We start from the raw sequence: 18,300 nt of genomic DNA on the forward strand, positions 1-18,300 counted from the left end.
GCCAAAAAACTCCGTAGGTAAGGCATATAACAATGTAAAACATCTAAAAATGAAAAAAACAAAACAGATTTTTGTGGGCCTTGGTGCAATAGTGGTGGCAACAGCCATCTTTATCGCAGCAGACCATATTGATGCCCCATCTTCTATGGGTACTACAGCAGATATTGCTGATTTCTTTGCTTTTGAACCTACTGAGGGTTCAGATAACACGGTATTTGTGGTCGATTTGCAATCCGATGTGTTGCCTGATTTGGCCTACGGTACCTTTGATGAAGACGTATTGACCGAAATCAACATTGACACCGACGATGATTTGGTTGAAGATTTGGTGATCCAAGCGATACCAAGAGATGGACGCATGTACTTTTTTGGCCCTGCAACACCCTCACAAACCGGTCTTTCAAGTCAGGTTTTGACCGATATGCCTTTGGGTGATGTGGAGATTTCAGCGAATACTGCCATTACCGAGACCACCGATAATGGTGTTTCTTTGTTTGCAGGTCCGCGACAAGATCCTTTCTTCTTTGACTTTTTTCAGTTCAACGCGGTCATCGACCCTGATGTGAATTCTGCGCCAAGCGGATTTTTACCTCCAGATGAGGCGGAAGATACCTTTGATGGCGCTAACACCTTATCGATAGTGGTTGAGCTGCCCAATAGTTTGCTCGGTACAACGACAGCGACCAATGCACTAGGCGTGACCGTGTACAATACTTGGGTCACCACAAACAGAAAACAGTAATAATCCAAACAAAAAATAGATAACATGATATTCAATAAGATAAAACAGCTGTTCTTGACAATGGTGGTCGTAGTTGCCATTGCTGCCTGTAACAACGATGACAATGAACCCATGATGGATGATGATATGATGGGAATGGAAGATGACGGTATGATGGATGATGACATGACCGGTATGGACCCTGACTTTAGCGGCACTTTCGCACAAGTCGATTTTATGGGAAGACCAGGAATCAATACCACCTTGAGTGCCGGTGGCGATATCAAAGATGCCCATAATGTGGCAATACCTTCAGAAATGGTGGCAACATTTCAAGCCGATTTTGAGGCGAGACTGGAACAATACCACGATGTGTATGCCATGAAATTGGGGGCTGACCCAGCTGATGTGAACTATGAAGCCAACATTTTGGGGCTTGACGCTGCGACATTGACCACGGTATTGGCGGCAGATGTATTGGAAGTAGCTCCAGATGTGCCCACCACCTATTTCAATCCCGGTGAGGATAACGATGGTGATGACAATCCGTTGACTTTAGATGGTGACGAGGTTGCATTGACCGGAAGAACGTTACAGGATGATATCATCGATGTATCCCTCATTCTTTTCTTTGGCGGTATGGAAGGCAATCGTTTTGATGGCAACAATGGTACGCCCCAATTGACCAGTGACGGGGTCGGGCTTACGGCCGATATTTTGACAACATTCCCTTATGTCGGTGATCCAGAGTAGGATGTAATGCTATGAAAAAGGGAATATGGAAGAGGGTTTGATGCCCTCTTCCATTTTAAAGACAACACTGAATTTGAACAAACAATTGAACAAGATGAAACATATAGTAACTCTAATAGCGGTAGTATTCATGCTGTCTTGCGGAAAAGAAGGGCGACAAGTCACCGATTCAGAAGACTACAATGAGTACTTGGCCGTGGCCGATCCAAATACCACCTCAAAATATTTTGAGCTGTGGAACACAAAAATCAAACCCGATAGCCTACAATTGATGAGTTTTGGGCACGTCGCAAGTGAGTACAACCGATTTTTTAAGAGTACGGGAGACATCACCTATTTAAAAAAGGCTGAAAAAGCATTGCAAAAAGCCGTGAACATTGCCAATATCAATAAAGAAGGCTACGCCAGGGCTTTGGCAAGAAATTATATTTCGCAGCATCGATTTAAAGAAGCGCTGCAGATGGCCCAATTGGCGGACAGCATCGGTGGAGGCAAAAAAGACACGCAAAGCCTTTTGTTTGATGTACACATGGAGTTAGGCAATTATGGGCTTGCCGAAAAATATCTCGACAGTATAAAAGACATGTCAAGCTTCGGTTTCTTGATTCGAATTGCGAAGTGGAGTGACTACAAGGGCGATTTGGACAGCACCATACGTTTTATGGAAAAAGCCAAGAAAAAAGCCGAATCGTCCAACAGCAAGAATCTGAAGCTATGGTCATATACCAACTTGGCAGATTATTATGGCCATGCGGGCAGGATTGACGATTCATACCGACATTATTTAAAGGCTCTTAGCTTAGACCCCCAGAATGCCTATGCCAAGAAAGGCATCGCATGGATTGTGTTTTCACACGAAAAGAATAGCGTCGAAGCCCTACGGATTTTAGATGCTGTGACGCAATCGCACCAATCACCTGATTATTATTTGCTCAAAGCCGAGATTGCAGCTTTTATGGGCAAGGAAAATGAGCGCATCAAAAACCTTGACGAGTTTTACAAGCAGGCATCCAACGTAGCGTATGGCGATATGTACAACATGCACAATATTGAGTTATACCTCAGCCATACCCAACAATATGACAGGGCACTACATCTAGCTTCTAAAGAGGTTGAAAACAGGCCTACCCCTGAATCCTATAACGCATTGGCACACAGTTACCTGAAGAGCGGAGACAAAGCCAAGGCACTTGAATTGGTTGAAAAATATATTGTGGGCCAGACTTTTGAACCGGGTATTTTGTTGAACGTTGCAAAAGTGTACAAGGCCAATCGAGAATTTGAAAAAGTAACTGCCCTGAAACAAGAGTTGATGGGTGCGGTTTACGAATTGGGGCCTTCCTCAGAAGCTGAAATACTGAATTTATAGCAACAATAAAAGAACCCAAGTGTTTGGATGTTCAGTTGTTTTTTGAGTTGAGCCCTGACAATTCTGTCAGGGCTTTTCTCGTTGAAAGCCCTTGTTAATTCGTTTTTTGGTAAAACCCATGTTGCGGTCACTTCGTAAGTATTGTACCAAATCTACAGCATGGATTATATTTTATTTACTTTATGGGCTGTAGCGATTGTAGCTTCATTGGTCAAAACGTTTACAGCTCACCAATCGTTAAAAAAATGCCTAGAGAATTCCAAAGCATAATATTAAGTCTCTTTACATGAATTAGGTATAGTTTATGGCCATTGGATTGATCGAACACCCTTTGTCATATAACCATTTCAAATCATTACTTTATTGAATTGGAATGTAAAAATCAACAATTGCCTTGCGTTCAGGATGTTCGTTGAAATTGTTGTGGTATATCTCAAAAGGTTCGCTGTTGGCTTTTTGATAACCATTCTCATTCATCCATAGGAATAACCCGGTCCACGATTTTTCAAATTCTTCCAGCCCAATTTCAAAACTTCCAACTATAAATTTTCCACCATTGATAGTGTTTTGAGCGACTTCCCCGGCTGTTTCAATTTTCTTGTTGAGCAAAATTGAAGCACTCATCCTGACCTTATTGGCTTGGGTTACTTTAAAACTGTCATGATAAATCGTTATCATTTTTGTATGCTCATTTATTAGTCCTTTTGGTGTTGCCCACTGTATTAGTTTTTTATAGGCACTTTCAAGGTTTTGAGGACCAATACTGGTTACATAAGCTACATCCATCATGGGCATTTCTTTGATTTCAATTTTTGCGTTCATCTGTATCCAATTATTAAGATTATTGATGATGCAAATATATTTTTCGAAATTAGGATGCCCTTGTTCATTCTTGCTATCGAGTTGACGAATCTTGCTATGCTTGTAGGGATTTTGTTTTTTAAATCCAGTTGGACTCACTCCGAAATACTTTTTGAAAGCTCTGGAATAGGAAGAAATATTACTAAATCCATATCGGTGGGCAATTTCAGTTGCTGTGATGCTTTTGTGCAACAAGTCTAAAGCCGATTTTTCAATTCTCTTCCTTGATATATATTCATTTAGAGTTTCTCCGGCCACAAATTTGAATACTCGGTGAAAATGGAAAGGTGAGAAAAAAGCAATATCTGAAAGGGTGGTCAAAGACAAATCTGAATCAAGGTTTTCTTCAATGAATTCAAAAACTCGATTGATTCGATTTCTGTAATCTGCTTGTATTCTTTTATCCGTTGTGGGCATTTATCAAATTTCGTAAAACTTGATTATAGATCAATAAAATTATTCAAATCAAGTGTCCAGTTGTAGTTTTTGTATTTTAAATCCACGCCCTTGGTGTCGGGTATGACGTCATATTCCTCAAGAATCTTTTTGGCACCGCTCTTACCGCCAAAATCACCGCGAAACCAACTGAACAATGAAGTGACCGAAGCAACTTTGGTTTCGCTGTTGTAATCAGACGTTCTCTTAAGATACATTTCAGAGCCTTTGTTCAATTGTCCATCGATACGTTTTGGGGTGTAGATGGCCACTGGCGGACAGTCTTTTGCACCACAGTTCAGCGCAAAATGGATGCGGTAATCCCGTTTCTTGACCCTCAGCTTCCGTTCAAACTTGTCAGGAAACCATTTTCTAAAGTACCCCAAACCAAGTTCCCATTGTGATTTTCTGATGATACCATGCTCTATCTTTGCGAAAGAAACCGTTTCGCCTGCAATATCGATTTGTTCCCTGGAGAAGAAATCCCTACGGTCATCATAATATTCAGGATGTTCTTGCAAAATGACCTGTATGTAGGCGTTGTAGATGTTGACCCAAAACGCATAGCGCTGTGCATCAGTGGTGAGGGCATTTTCCAGCTCTTCCAAAGAGGTATTGGCAAGTTTTTCTTGAATTGATTTGGTGTCCGTTCCATTTTTTATGTTCGATAGAAACGTTTCAGAAAGCTCGTTAAAATCTGTGGTTGTCGCGGTTTGTTTGCCCAACGGCGCCTCTTTTACCTTACAACAGCTAAAAAGCAAGACCAACGATAGGGCCAATAAATTGATTCTCATGATAATTGTTTTGTAGTTCACCGCTATATACGAAAGATTGGAATTGTGGGTTTGGTCGAAAAGTCGCATTTTTACTTTCAATGGAAAAAACCCTTTGTTGCAAAACTACGTAAGTAAACCACCTTGGGGCATACCTACAAGGCGTTAATAAAAAACTATCGGTACATTTCAAACCTCGATTATCGAATAATCCATAAAAACACCTGTATTTTGGTCAGTGTTATCATTCCTGTTTACAACGAAAAGCCCAACTTGTCGAGATTATTGCCGTATCTACATAAAATCGGCAAGGGCCATGATTTTGAGATTATCATAAGTACAGGTGCTTGCACAGAAGACTATTCAGAGTGTGGTCACGGAATGGATGATGTCGTGGTTTTGTGCAATGGAAAAAAGGGCAGGGCACATCAGATGAACGATGGGGCAACAGTGGCAAAAGGAAACATATTGGCTTTTTTGCACGCTGATGTGATACCACCAAAAACATTTTTTTCCGACATACAAAAAACCATACAATCAGGATTTGATGCCGGTTTTTTTTCGTACCGATTTGATACCGATAGTTTTTTATTGCGGATAAATGCCTCGTTCACCAAAAAAGACGGAATTTTCACAGGGGGCGGTGACCAATGCCTTTTTATCAAAAAATCAGTTTTTGAAAAGTTGGAAGGTTTTGATGGAAACCAAGTGCTGATGGAAGACTTTGAGTTTTTTAAACGGATGAAATCCGCTGGGGCACGGTATACCATCATTGACAACGATTTGGTGGTCTCTGCAAGAAAATACAAGCATAATTCGTATGTACGGGTCAATCTTTCCAATTTTTTGTTGGTCGTTCTCTTTAAGATGGGCTTCGCACCAAAAAAATTGAAATCACTGCATAATCGCCTATTGCGATTAGACTATCAAAACCCACCAACTTGAGCTACATCATCAATGGCATACAGCAGATAGGCATTGGGGTCTCAAACGCACGTGAGGTCTTCAATTGGTATCGAAAAAATCGGGGTTTTGATATTTTGGTTTTTGAGGATGTGGCACCGGCTTCTTTGATGACAGCGTATACCAACGGAGAAATTATGAACCGACATGCGCTGTTGGCCATGAACATGCAGGGTGGGGGTGGACTCGAGATTTGGCAGTTTTCAGACCGGGATCCCGAACCTCAGAAAAAAGCATTTCAATGGGGTGATTTGGGTATCAACGCCATGAAATTACGGCATACAAACCCTGAATATCACCGAAAGCTGGCACAAGGGCCGTGGCATAACTGGATGCAGTGGACCTACAGCGAGCATATCTTTTGCAATTCAAATCAAAACTCGGGCGGTGTAATGGGCGCCATAATCGGAGTTTCGAATATGCAGCGTTCCCTAAAATTTTACCAAGAGGTTTTGGGCTTTGACAACATCAAGAACGATGATATTGGCGTTTTTCAAGATTTTGGATATATCCCTGGTGGAAATTCAAAATTCAGGAGGGTGATATTGGGTCATAATGGTCGAAAAGTAGGCGGATTTGGCAAACTGTTGGGCCCTTGCGAAATTGAACTTATACAGGTGTTGGATAGAACCCCCAATAAAATTTATGAAAATCGGTTATGGGGCGATTTGGGCTACATCCATCTCTGTTTTGATATCTCTGGAATGGATTGCCTTAAGTCAAGAGCCAAAGCCATTGGCCATGATTTTAAGGTAGACAGTGCCGATAGTTTTGATATGGGCAAAGCAGCAGGACGGTTTGGCTACGTTGAAGACCCTGATGGTACTTTGATTGAACTGGTCGAAACCCATAAAGTGCCCATATTCAAGCCACTTGGTCTTTACATCAATCTAAAAAAAAGGAATCCTGAAAAACCCCTGCCCAACTGGATGGTAAAAACACTTCGATTTCACAGAATGCGAAAAGACCTGAAAGTTTAGCTGCTGCTCTTCGAGGTATTTCGAATCAATCCAACCCCAGAAAAGAAAAATATAGCGCCAAGAATGCCATAGACGGCCAGCATTTTGGTGGTGCCAGTCTCGTTGACAAACATGATGGCGGTGTAGATGAGGCCCCCAATACCCAATAAAGTTAGGATGGTGCCAAAAAGTTTCTTTAAATCCATAATTGCAAACGTTGTAATGGTTATTTGCGGATTAAGATAGGTTTTTTTGTAATTCCTCGAGAATTGTTTTCGCATCCATTATTGTGGCAAACTCATCTTTAAGACTGGCAAGTGCAGTTTGGTGCATCAACTCGGCATTGAATTTCGTTCCGTCAACCCCGACCATATCAAAAGCAGCGGTGGCATCAGATATTAGAATGGTTTCAAACCCCAAGTTGGCGGCCATTCGCACGCTGGTCGAGATACAATGATTGGTGGTCAGCCCGACGATTATCAACATTTTGATGCCATCCTTCATCAAATCTGCCTCTAAATCAGTGCCGATAAAAGCACTGTTGACATTCTTGGTATACAAAGGTTCAGTGGATAATGGTTTTACGCCATCTTTGATTTCAAAACCCGGTTTTGAGACATGCAACGGTGATTCAGGATTTTTCGAACTGTGCCGCACATGAAAGATGAAAAAGTCGTTTTCACGAAAAGCTTCCAAAATTCGTGCAGCATTTTCTTCCGCCTGTGGATTGTTGCGATGACCGCCGTAGAAATCCCATTCATCCAATCCTTTTTGGATGTCGATAAGCAGAAGCGCAGGTTTCTTCATTGGAATTCCTTTTTCATTGCTTCAGTGCGGTTATATACTGTGTCCAAGGGCCTACTTCGCTTTTGTATTGTTTGGCCATGACCCTGGAAATCTGGACAATATGCCCAAGATCATGGGCCACCCATGCGGCCAAAAGCTCTTTAAGCTTTACTTGCCCCAACTCTGGATGCGTTCCTTCTTTATCCAAATCAGCCGTGGAAAGGTTAAGCTGCATCAGCTGATCTAGGTTTATATTTCGCAAGCCCTCAAATTCTTGTAATAGACTTTCTAGACTTTTTCCCTTGCTATTTTCAAAGTGGGCAAAACGATTAAATGGAGTAAAGGTCTTATCCGAAGCATTGCTCAAAATAATTTTGGTTCTGACTAACCAATCAGTTTGCTCTCCATGTATTAGATGGCCTACTATATCGTATGGACTCCATGTGTTTGGCCCTTCATTTTGATGCGTCCATTCTTCTGGTAAATCTGATAATAAGCAATACAAAACTTTTGGGGTCCGGGTTAAAACAGCAACAGCTTTGTTAAGATTGAAGATCATGGTTGAAAACCTTTAAGAAGCCACCGCACCCAGCGTATAGAGCTGTTCCAACGTCGGAGTTTCGCTACCGCCTTCAGGCTCCAAGGTAATACCAAAAGCTTCAGATTCGTTGGGGTTGGGCAGTTCAAACAAACGTTTGTCGTTGTTGGCAAAATCATCCAACAGACCGATACTTGTTGGGGTCAATGGATCTAATTTCAAGGACCAGACCTGATAGGCATATCCAGGCGGCGGTTCGGGCAGGCCTTGGGCATCGATATAGACTTTTTGCGCTTCTTTGTTCCAATAGGCTTTTGCATAGGATTCAGGAGAAACTGTTTGCCCCCCCAAAGCTACCACGGCCACATTTTGGTCACGCAGCTCGTTCAGAATTTCTTCGGTATTGGCAACTTCATTGCGTATGTCGATCATTCGTTCTTCGAGCGACTCTTTTTCTGAGGAAATGACTTCGATTTCTGATTTCAGTTGATTGTTCTCAAGGTATATCCAAACCAATCCAACTGCCAGTAACAATGATGCGGCCCAGCCCAGATAGCTTGGCCATGCTGATTTTCTGGCGGGCGTCTTGGGTCTCATATCAACCACTTTGCCCATTCGTGACGTTATTTGTTCAAAATTATCGGCATCCAACCCTGGAGAAACAGTTTTGCTTACAGCTAGAACAGCGTTTTCAATGGCCTCAATTTCAGCTTTTATTTCAGGAAATTGCATGGCATAGCCGTGCACCTCTGAATTTTCTTTTTCAGAGAGCAATCCTGCAACGTACAGTTCCAGAATACCTGACGCTATGTACTTTTCGATATCCATTTATAGCTTCATGTTTTCTCGAATCTTACCGATACAGTTTCTATTTCTTGTTTTTACCGTACCGATGGGAATATCAAGTTCTTTGGCCGCCTCCTTTTGGGTAAAACCTTTGAAATACAGCAATTCTATGATTTGGGTGCATTTCTCTTTGAGTCCTATCAATAATTTTCTGAGTCCGATGGCATCAATACGAGAATCCATACTCTCACCACCTTCAACAATACCTACGAAGTAATCTACTTGCAGGTTCTTCTTTTGCTGTTTGTGGGTTTTGGAACGCACTTCATCGATGGCAGCGTTACGGGCGATATTTAAAATCCATGTAAAGAATCTTCCCTTGGATGCATCGTAACTTTCGGCATGGTTCCAGATTTTTAGAAACACATCTTGACAGATTTCTTTCGAGCGTTCATGGTTTCTGACGATGGTATAGATCACTCCACAGATATTTTCGGCATACATATCGTGCAGTTTTTCAAAGGCACCCATGTCTTTGTTCTGAAAACGTTTTAAAAGGAGGTCTAAATCCATAGCTATTCAGCTATAAATATAAAAAAAGCTACCCCATGGGCAGCTTTTTTCAATTTTAATTTTGTGTCTTTTCGGGTGGGTTTAAGGCTTTAACATCACACTGCGGTTAACCTTGTTGAAAGGGCCATCGATAAGATTGCCATCACTATCAATAAGTTCCAATTGAATGTTCACTTCTCCCATCGGCAATCCATTTATAACATAGGGAGCCCATTCTGTTAGCATAAATTCCTCACCGTTGACGGTGGCCCGTACTTTGTTGCCATTTTCTGAGAGCGTTGTATTCAACACGAAAAAATCCAACATGAGATTCTCCGTATCTTTTCCGGAATATTCTCCTTTCGGACGACTGTAGATCAAAGTGGGGGCTTCCATATCCAGACCTTGGGTGTCTTCCGGATTGGAGCCAATCTCCATTTTTCTAACGACCACTGAATTCTCATTTTTTACCGATTCGTGATACGAACGGCTCAAAAAAGCCACGAGATGATGCACCCCATCTGGAATTTCCTTTTTAAAACTAGGTACATAATGGGCTGAATAGGGTTGGTTGTTCAAAATGAAATGGATATGCTGTCCCTTACCGGAATTGGCCAATTTTTCAGCATTGGTACTCTCTGTCTGCGCTCCCAATTCATAGTTGTTCACCGTGAAATTAAAATCAACTTCACCACTTTGCGCAATGGTAGTATTTGCCGGTGCATCCAATACCAATTCAGCATCTGAGTATGCCGGAGAGCCTTCTAATTTAGTCAAGGAAATGGCGGCTTTCACCTCTTGAGAATCTTCATCCATAGTATCAGAATCCATAGTGTCCCCATCCTTTTTTGTTTGTTTGCAGCTAAAGGAAATAAGTAGCATTAGACATAAGGGCAGTGCTATTAATTTTTTCATTGTAAGTGTTTTTAGGTTTATGCCTTAAAGTTAACCAATATTTGAGGTCATATCAACCCATTCGCTAGAATGATTGCAGCAATTGCTTATTGTCTCGAACGCCCCTTTTTAGGTTTTCGCAAAGCAAAATGGATTTGTCGATACGCTTCTGCGAATCTTTAAATCGTGAAATCATATAGATAATGCCACGTTGTTTGCCTTTGGTGAACGACTCAAAGATTGTAAAGGCCTCATAATCGCCCATGAGCACCGCTTCCAATTCTTCGGGTACGTCAACCCCATATTTAGAAGTATCCTCAAAAAATTGCAACTGAAAATAGTCGTTGGGAAAGATACCGAGTTCTTTCTGTTTGTTCTTACTGAACATCATGGTGTACTGCCCATGATATTTGGTCAGTGCGGCATAGAATTCCAATGATTTTCCTTCAAAGCTGGCGATTACTTTCACCCGTTTTTGTCCGTTTTCCAAAAAAGGAGAAACAATTTCGTTCGGTAGTGCAATACTGTGGGTGCCTTGCACGGCCACTTCAAAAACAGGACTCTTCATTCTCAGCTATCAATCAATTTTGTAATGATTTGGGTTTCACTGTGCAGCGTTCTGTGAACGGGGCATTTATCCGCAATCTGTAAAATGCGGTTTTTCTGTTTTTCATCCAAATCACCGGTCAATTTGATTTCGCGCTCAAAAGTGTCGATTTTGGCCGAATCTTCTTCACAGTTTTCACAATCTTGCGCATGTTTTTTGTCGTAAGAGGTGTGTACTTCCACATTCTCAACAGCCCATTTTTTGTGTCGAGCATACATCTGAATCGTCATGGCTGTACAGGCGGATAGCCCTGCGGAAACCAATTCATAGGGCGTCGGACCAAAATTGTTGCCACCAACATCCAATGGTTCATCGGCCAACATATAATGGCTGCCCACTTTCATTTGGGTGGTGAAGCCTTCGGCCTCATTTAGACTGGCCGCTACCTGATGCTTGGTTTTAAGGGAAGCATCAACCTTTTCCTCAACGTTCAAATACCGTTTGGCCCATCCTGAAACTACCTGACCCACATAAAGTGAGTCTTCTTTGTTGAAAAGCAGGTGGTCGGCCCCATCCAACGAAACGAAACTTTTGGGGTGATGGGCAGCAACATAAATTTCTTCTGCATTCTTGATTCCTACGGTGTCGTCTTGTGGGGAGTGCATGATAAGCAATGGTTTTCGGAGAGTTTTTACCGTTTCAGGCAGGGATTTGGTCTCCAAATCATCCAAAAATTGCTTTTTAATGGTAAAATCACGTCCGCTGAGGTTGACCACTGCCTTTCCGGTTTCCTTGATTTCGTCTATCCCACTTTTTAAAAGATGTTTCACATGAACCGGATTCGAGGGTGCGCCAACAGTGGCAATGGCCTTGACGGAATCAATCTCGGCTGCCGCAAAAATCACCGCTGAACCACCCAATGAATGACCAATAAGCAGGGTAGGTGCATTGTAGTTTTCTTTTAAATGGTCTGAAGCAGCCACCAAATCTGCCACATTGCCCGAAAAATTGGTATCGGCAAAATCACCTTCACTTTCGCCCAGTCCCGTAAAATCGAAGCGGAGAACACCAAATCCGTTTGAGGTAAGCGCTTTGCTTATGTTGCGCACCGCAGAGAGATTTTTGGTACACGTGAAGCAGTGTGCAAACAGTGCATAATTGTGCGGGTGACGGTCAACGGGCAGCTCTAAACGGCCTACCAATTTTTGACCTTCCTTATTCTTGAATTCTATTTTTTGGATGCCCATGGTGTAAGCTAATAGTTATTTGTTAATGGTTATTGGTGGTTTTACTAATAACCTTTAACCATTAACTTTTAACCTTCCTTTTAAAGATACCTCTTAAGTCGGGATTGTAAAAGAATCCTATCTGAAAACGGTCAAAAACCATACTTGAAAATTGATTTCGCAGCCACCCCAGCTGCAAACTGCTATTTTCTGTGATATTGATGCCAAAAGCTCCGTACAATCGATTTTGGTCAAAAAGATTGTCTTGAAGGTTGATAAAAATCTCATCATAAAAATTCAAAAAGAACGTATCGGTCAAGGGCAGCATTACCTGTAAGCGATACCGAGCGCGATGTTCGGTTCTAGATAAATCTTGTTCGGGGTCGCTGAGAATATCTGTTTGAGATATAAAGCGTTGTTCCAATCGGTAGCGATGTTCAAAAAGAAATTCCCAAACCTTATCCCTTAAAATAAACTGCTGAAAGATTCGGTTTTCTTTTGAGTTGGCCCTGCTCGGATTATCTTGAAAAGTACCGTCGGTCTCGATAAAGGCGTACCCCAAAGTGGCAATCGCATTGGGATTGATATGGTAGTTTGCCCCTGTTCGCAATAGTAGTTGATTGAAATTTGAACTGGTTTCGAAGTAACGAAACTGCGCCTCGGTGTGGACACTCCACCGTTCCGAAACTTTGTTCATACCAAAATACATATACCAAATTCCGGTTTCGCCCTCACCGGGTTGTTGGGCAACTCCCATTGAGGTCATCAGTAGAAGAACAGCACCAGCAAAAAAATGTCTCATATTATAAATCACCGTCTTTAATGGGTTCACCTTGGTCTTCCCTAAGGTAGACATCCAAAAATTCTAGAATCTTACTGTAGGCCTTTATCTGATTTTCTTTTTTGACAAAACCGTGCCCTTCGTCATCAAACAAGACATATTCAACGGGTACCCCGTTCTTTTTGACACCGGCCACTATCTCATCTGACTCAACCTGTAATACCCTTGGGTCTTGTGCACCCTGAAGTACCATGAGGGGTTTGGTCACTTTGTCGGTGTGAAACAAAGGGGAGATTTCACGCAAGCGTACGGAATCGGAACTGTTCGGATCGCCCAATTCTTTGTAGAGTGCATCTTTGAATGATTCCCACCATGGTGGAATGCTTCTAAGGGTGCGAATCCAGTTGGTCACACCAAAAATATTGACGCCCACATCAAATTCCTCTGGGGTATAGGTCAAGGCAGCCATGGTCATGTAGCCACCGTAGGATCCACCAATAATCCCGATTTTGTCACCATCAATTTCTGGCTGTTCGGCCAACCAATTTTTTCCTTCCACACAGTCTTTCAAATCTTTGTCGCCGTGGTTGAGGTCATCCATTTGGTAAAAAGTCTTGCCGTAACCACTACTTCCGCGGTTATTGACGGCCAAAATTGCGTACCCATGGTTGACAAGGTATTGAATGAGCGAACTAAAATTTTGTCTGGACTGCCCACCTGGACCGCCATGTACCCAAACCAAAGCGGGAGCGGGATTTTCTTCTGATGCCTGATGCGGCTTGTAATAAATGGCAGGAATTTCAACCCCATCAAACGAATTATAACGAATCACTTCTGCCGTTACCAAATCTTGGGGCTGAATCTCTGGATTTAGCACATCGGTCAATTTTCTTTGCTCTTTGTTCTCTAGATTGTAGACGTACAGGTTCGAAGGGGTATGCGAACCGCCTGCATAAAAACGCATCAGGGTCTCGTCATCTGAAAAGCCGACACTTGTGATATCCATATTTTCAAAGGAGGGGAGGTCAACATGCTCCTCTTTTACCATATCCCTAACTTCAATCACGTTTTTCGCATCTTCGTTGATATAGGTTACCTGATACGTGCCATTGTCGGTAAAGTACATGCCCATAATATCCCAATCACGTTCCATGGCAACTTTGGCGGTGCCATCCTCTAGATTATACTTCATGATATATGAAAATTCGTTGCCATCATCGGTAGAGTAGTAGAAAAATTTTCCGTCTGGTGAAAAATCTTGCCCGTTGTTACTGCTCTGGTTTTCGTTGATTTTGGTCATTTCCTTTGTTTCCAAATCATATAGAAAAAGGTCACTGTCATTGGTGTTTATCGATTTGCTGAGGGCCAGGTATTTTTCGTCGTGAGATATGGCATTCATATTATAACCGTCATCATTTTGATAGATCAACTTCGGCTCAAAGGTTTCGAGATCCATTTCGTAAAGGTCCATATAACGACTATCGCGTTTGTTGGAGCCATAAAAAAAGCTTTGGTCATCATCGGCCCAACGATAAAAGAGGGAGCGTGCACCTTCGTCGGGTGTCAGGTTCTTGTGGCTTCCATCAACATCCCTCAAATAAATTTGATAGATTTCGTCACCGTTGTTGTCCATCCTGAAGAGCATGCGCTCATCTTTTGGGAAATAGGAGATGGCAAAAACAGATGAGCTATCAGATTCGGTCACGGGCATGGGTTCACCACCTGAAACGGGAATGGTATACATGTTGTAAATGCCCGAACGATTGCTCGAAATCAATAACTTTGAATTGTCGGGAGAAAAACTACCACCACCAATGGCCTCATTGTCCATCATTTGCCCGATGGTATAGGTTTTCATTGTCTCGACGATGCCGGGTGCTGCCTTTTCTTCCTTGCAGGCCCAGACAAGGGCAATTGTTGTCAATAGGATGATTTTTTTCATGATGTCTGTGTTTTTTAATCGATACTAAATAGTTCCGTTTCTTTAAATGGCGACAAATCCAAACTTTCAATCGATTCACGATAGGATTTCCATTTTTCGTTAAAGAAAGTATTGGTCTTGTCTAAAGCTGATTTCAGTTCTTCTTCCGCAAAACGAACCAATCGCCTTTCGGTTTCGGTAATACCATTTTTTCGAGACCCTACGTAGAAACCTGCGGTGTTCAATCGTAGCATCACCGTTACCTCAGGATTTCGCGTAATGCCCTGTCGCTTGTCGTCTTTGCCCAGATAGAGCGCGATAACACTGTCGATTTGTTTTACGATGGCTGCCGAGGCCTTGATTTGGTCTTCGTATTGTTCTTTATCCATCTTTTTCATTTTCTTTTGGAAGTCATTGGCCAAATCTTTGCTCTCGACCAACTGCTTTACAGCATCTGCAGCGGTTTGGGTATAGCCCTCCAACTGTTTTTGGGTCTCATACACTTCATTTAAAGCCGCGGTGGAAACATCCAATCTTGGGTCGGTTTTTACCGTTACCGTAGTGGAATCAGTGCTTTCACCGAAAGTAACCTTTACCTTATAGGTTCCTGGCTTGACATCGGTGCCGTCTGGCTCTTTTTTCGACTTCTCGATTTTACGCGATGGCCTTTCGGGCCCTTTTTCATCCAACCCCCAATAGATTCTATGGAACCCTTTCTTCTCGGGTGTTTTATATTTCAAAGTTCGTATCAAACGGTTTCCATCATAAAAATCAAACTGAATGGAATCTTTTTTCTGTACCCCGTCGCGAGTTTGTGAAGCAACTTCTTCAGATTCAGTACCTTCTTTGGTATCACCTCCATCATCACCATTGCGAGCTTGTGAAGCAATCCCTTCTTTCTTCATGTCTTTCTTTCCCTCCTTCAAATAATACGTAATCATGGCCCCGTCTTCACGATTTTCACCGTTGTAGAGGGCATCACCACCAAAGCGACTGCCTGTGGCCTGTTGGTAGGCAGCGAGGTATGCATCTGGACTTTCAAACAGTGCCACTTCTTTTTCAAGTACTGACATATCATTTGCCAATTTCCGCAACGGACGGATATCATCCAACACCCAAGCGGCACGGCCAAACGTGCCGATGACCAGATCGTGTTCCCTTGGATGGATGGCCAAATCTTTCGTCGACACCGTCGGATAGCCTTCGTTCCACTTCGTCCAGCTATTTCCAGCATCGAAGGAAATATATAGTCCGTCATCTGTTCCTAAAAACACCAGATTCGAATTTTCGGGGTCTTCGATAATGGAGAGTGTATAACTTTCCACACCATTACCATCGACAATACGCGACCACGTTTTGCCATAGTCTTTGGTGCGATAGGCATAGGGCGTATAATTGAACCTTCGATAATCGTTGGCAATCAGTAAAGCTTCACCTTTACGGTTTTTTGAGGCCTTTATCTGGGCAATCCAACTGCCAGTGGGTAATCCTTTGATGTTTGCAGTGACCTCAATCCAGTTTTGTCCGCCGTTTTGGGTATAATGCACGCGACCATCGTCTGTGCCGACCCAAAGCATATTTTTTTCAACCTCAGAAGGTTCGATGACCAAAATCGTACAATGGTTTTCTGCGCCTGTGGCATCCATGGTCAAGCCACCACTTTCACTTTGCTTCTGTTTTTCAGGGTCGTTGGTGGTCAGGTCGGGCGAAATGACTTCCCAAGTCAGGCCCTTATCCGTTGATTTATGCACAAACTGGCTGCCAAAATACACAGTACTATTGTCAAACGGGTCTTGCCCGATGCCCGCATTCCAGTTAAAGCGAAGCTTGGTGTCAGCATCCGGTGGGGTAGGGCGCACAATATAATTGTTGCCCGTTTTCCAATCATAGCGGGAGACAAAACCCTGCTGACTCATCGCATAGCCAAATTGGCTGTCGTCTTTATCGGGTACCACGTCAAAGCCATCCCCAAAAGCAATCTCTTGCCAATAACTGTTGCGAATGCCCTGTGCACGCCAGACGTAGGCGGGACCACGCCATGAACCGTTGTCTTGCATGCCACCATAGACATTGTACGGAAATTCATTATCGACACTGATATGGTAGAACTGTGCCACGGGCAAGTTGCCGATAAAGCGCCACGTCTTGCCCCCATCTTTGGTGATGTTCATGCCCCCATCGTTGCCGTCAATCATAAATTGCCCATTTTCTGGATGGATCCACCACGCATGGTGGTCGGGGTGCACACCATTATCGACCCCGTACGCCGGCATTAATTGTTTGAAATTTTTGCCTCCATCTTCGGAAACATTGACGTATGTAAAAATGGAAAACACCCGATTTTCGTTCTCGGGATCTACATAGATTTCAGAGTAATAGAAAGGGCGGTTGCCGATATCGTCTTTGTCGTTGATTTTTTTCCATTTAAAACCACCGTCTTCAGATTTATAGAGGGCATTTTTTTTGGCCTCGACCAAGGCGTAGATGGTGTTGGGCTTGTTCTTGGCAATGGCAATGCCTATGCGGCCCAAATCCCCTTTGGGAAGACCGTCTTCGTCAGTGAGTTTTTTCCAGTTTTTCCCTCCGTCGTGGGTCATGTAGAGTCCGCTGCCCTCACCACCCGACTTAAAAAACCAAGGGTCACGTTTATGCTCCCACATTGCGGCAATCAATTTATTGGGATTGGTGGGGTCCATTACCAAATCGGCCACCCCGGTCTTGTTGTTGACAAAAAGAATTTTCTCCCAAGTTTCGCCGCCATCTGTTGTTTTAAACACTCCCCGTTCCGGGTGTTCTCCCCAAGGGGAACCAATGGCACCGACATAGACCACATCGGGATTCATGGGGTCGATAATGACGCGGTGGATGTGACGGGTCTTTTCCAACCCCATAGCCTTCCATGATTTACCACCATCCAAAGATTTGTAGATGCCGTAACCGCCGTTCAAGCTGTTTCGTGGATTGCCCTCACCGGTACCCACCCAAATTACGGAAGGGTTTGATTGCTGTATGGCCACCGCTCCGATGGATGCGGTCACCTCTTTATCAAATATGGGCTCCCATTTGATGCCTCCCGAAGTGCTTTTCCAAAGTCCGCCTGAAGCCGTACCCACATACATCACATCAGGATTTTCTGTCACCACACCTATGGCCGTTACCCGCCCGCTCATACCGGCGGGGCCGATATTTCGAGGTTTCAGGTCTTGCATCAATGTCATGTCAAATTTTTGGGAAATCAAGGAAAGGGATGCCAAAAAAAGCACCAATGGAAGTAATCGTTTCATCATAGGTTGAATTAGTTGGCTAAAGATAATTAAATGCCCTAGCGTATTTCTTAATGTGGTGTTAAGGAAATTATGAGGGGATTGTAACATAATGATTGCATTACAGTCAAATTAATAAAAGATGTAGTCTTGAGCACAATAGGCAATAGAT

The 18,300-nt window shown here is 43.0% G+C and carries 18 protein-coding genes; 5 read left to right on the forward strand and 13 right to left on the reverse strand.

What is annotated here, in order from left to right; translation table 11 throughout:
• The first annotated feature begins 49 nt into the window (after window positions 1-49).
• The 3 genes from AAAH86_RS02515 to AAAH86_RS02525 all read left to right on the forward strand — a co-directional run bounded on the left by AAAH86_RS02515 (window position 50) and on the right by AAAH86_RS02525 (window position 2,843).
• Window positions 50-742: a DUF4331 family protein gene (locus tag AAAH86_RS02515; protein WP_343485923.1), complete on the forward strand. Its 693-nt coding sequence runs from the start codon at window positions 50-52 to the stop codon at window positions 740-742.
• Window positions 743-766: 24 nt separating this feature from the next.
• Window positions 767-1,474, forward strand: a complete 708-nt coding sequence (locus AAAH86_RS02520) for a DUF4331 family protein (protein WP_343485924.1) — start codon at window positions 767-769, stop codon at window positions 1,472-1,474.
• Window positions 1,475-1,568: 94 nt separating this feature from the next.
• Window positions 1,569-2,843, forward strand: a complete 1,275-nt coding sequence (locus AAAH86_RS02525) for a hypothetical protein (RefSeq protein WP_343485925.1) — start codon at window positions 1,569-1,571, stop codon at window positions 2,841-2,843.
• 360 nt (window positions 2,844-3,203) lie between these two features.
• On the opposite strand, the gene AAAH86_RS02530 is transcribed toward AAAH86_RS02525, so the two are convergent.
• Entirely contained in the window at window positions 3,204-4,121 is a 918-nt protein-coding gene (locus tag AAAH86_RS02530; RefSeq protein WP_343485926.1) for a GyrI-like domain-containing protein, read from the reverse strand.
• Window positions 4,122-4,144: 23 nt separating this feature from the next.
• On the reverse strand, window positions 4,145-4,933 hold the full coding sequence (locus AAAH86_RS02535; RefSeq protein WP_343485927.1) for a DUF547 domain-containing protein: 789 nt from the start codon (window positions 4,931-4,933) through the stop codon (window positions 4,145-4,147).
• A gap of 123 nt (window positions 4,934-5,056) precedes the next feature.
• Between AAAH86_RS02535 and AAAH86_RS02540 the strand changes: the two genes are divergently transcribed.
• Entirely contained in the window at window positions 5,057-5,857 is an 801-nt protein-coding gene (locus AAAH86_RS02540) for a TIGR04283 family arsenosugar biosynthesis glycosyltransferase (protein ID WP_343485928.1), read from the forward strand.
• Window positions 5,854-6,855, forward strand: a complete 1,002-nt coding sequence (locus AAAH86_RS02545) for a VOC family protein (RefSeq protein WP_343485929.1) — start codon at window positions 5,854-5,856, stop codon at window positions 6,853-6,855. The genes AAAH86_RS02540 and AAAH86_RS02545 overlap by 4 nt, the downstream gene beginning before the upstream one ends.
• Here the strand turns inward: AAAH86_RS02545 and AAAH86_RS02550 are convergent.
• From AAAH86_RS02550 to AAAH86_RS02600, 11 genes are all read right to left on the reverse strand, one after another.
• A complete protein-coding gene (locus AAAH86_RS02550; protein WP_343485930.1) occupies window positions 6,852-7,040 on the reverse strand; it encodes a hypothetical protein in 189 nt (62 codons plus the stop codon). The genes AAAH86_RS02545 and AAAH86_RS02550 overlap by 4 nt on opposite strands.
• Window positions 7,041-7,071: 31 nt before the next feature.
• Complete coding sequence (locus tag AAAH86_RS02555) at window positions 7,072-7,641, reverse strand: cysteine hydrolase family protein (protein WP_343485931.1); 570 nt, start codon at window positions 7,639-7,641, stop codon at window positions 7,072-7,074.
• A gap of 13 nt (window positions 7,642-7,654) precedes the next feature.
• On the reverse strand, window positions 7,655-8,179 hold the full coding sequence (locus AAAH86_RS02560; protein WP_343485932.1) for a DinB family protein: 525 nt from the start codon (window positions 8,177-8,179) through the stop codon (window positions 7,655-7,657).
• 12 nt (window positions 8,180-8,191) lie between these two features.
• Window positions 8,192-8,986, reverse strand: coding sequence for an anti-sigma factor (locus AAAH86_RS02565; RefSeq protein WP_343485933.1), 795 nt, complete (start codon window positions 8,984-8,986; stop codon window positions 8,192-8,194).
• The gene (locus AAAH86_RS02570; RefSeq protein WP_343485934.1) at window positions 8,987-9,517 is read right to left on the reverse strand and encodes a sigma-70 family RNA polymerase sigma factor; all 531 of its coding nucleotides are present in this window, start codon (window positions 9,515-9,517) and stop codon (window positions 8,987-8,989) included.
• Window positions 9,518-9,598: 81 nt separating this feature from the next.
• Window positions 9,599-10,327 (reverse strand): hypothetical protein, encoded by a 729-nt coding sequence (locus AAAH86_RS02575; RefSeq protein WP_343485935.1) that lies wholly within the window; start codon window positions 10,325-10,327, stop codon window positions 9,599-9,601.
• A 148-nt stretch (window positions 10,328-10,475) separates the two neighbouring features.
• Window positions 10,476-10,958: a YdeI/OmpD-associated family protein gene (locus AAAH86_RS02580; RefSeq protein WP_343485936.1), complete on the reverse strand. Its 483-nt coding sequence runs from the start codon at window positions 10,956-10,958 to the stop codon at window positions 10,476-10,478.
• Between the two features lie 2 nt (window positions 10,959-10,960).
• Entirely contained in the window at window positions 10,961-12,184 is a 1,224-nt protein-coding gene (locus AAAH86_RS02585) for a bifunctional alpha/beta hydrolase/OsmC family protein (RefSeq protein WP_343485937.1), read from the reverse strand.
• A gap of 61 nt (window positions 12,185-12,245) precedes the next feature.
• Entirely contained in the window at window positions 12,246-12,965 is a 720-nt protein-coding gene (locus AAAH86_RS02590) for a DUF2490 domain-containing protein (protein WP_343485938.1), read from the reverse strand.
• A 1-nt stretch (window position 12,966) separates the two neighbouring features.
• Window positions 12,967-14,886, reverse strand: coding sequence for an alpha/beta fold hydrolase (locus AAAH86_RS02595; protein WP_343485939.1), 1,920 nt, complete (start codon window positions 14,884-14,886; stop codon window positions 12,967-12,969).
• 14 nt (window positions 14,887-14,900) lie between these two features.
• A complete protein-coding gene (locus AAAH86_RS02600) occupies window positions 14,901-18,149 on the reverse strand; it encodes a hypothetical protein (protein ID WP_343485940.1) in 3,249 nt (1,082 codons plus the stop codon).
• Between the last annotated feature and the right edge of the window lie 151 nt (window positions 18,150-18,300).

Origin of the sequence: Allomuricauda sp. d1 (assembly GCF_039592695.1) — a bacterium.
Classification (GTDB): domain Bacteria; phylum Bacteroidota; class Bacteroidia; order Flavobacteriales; family Flavobacteriaceae; genus Flagellimonas_A.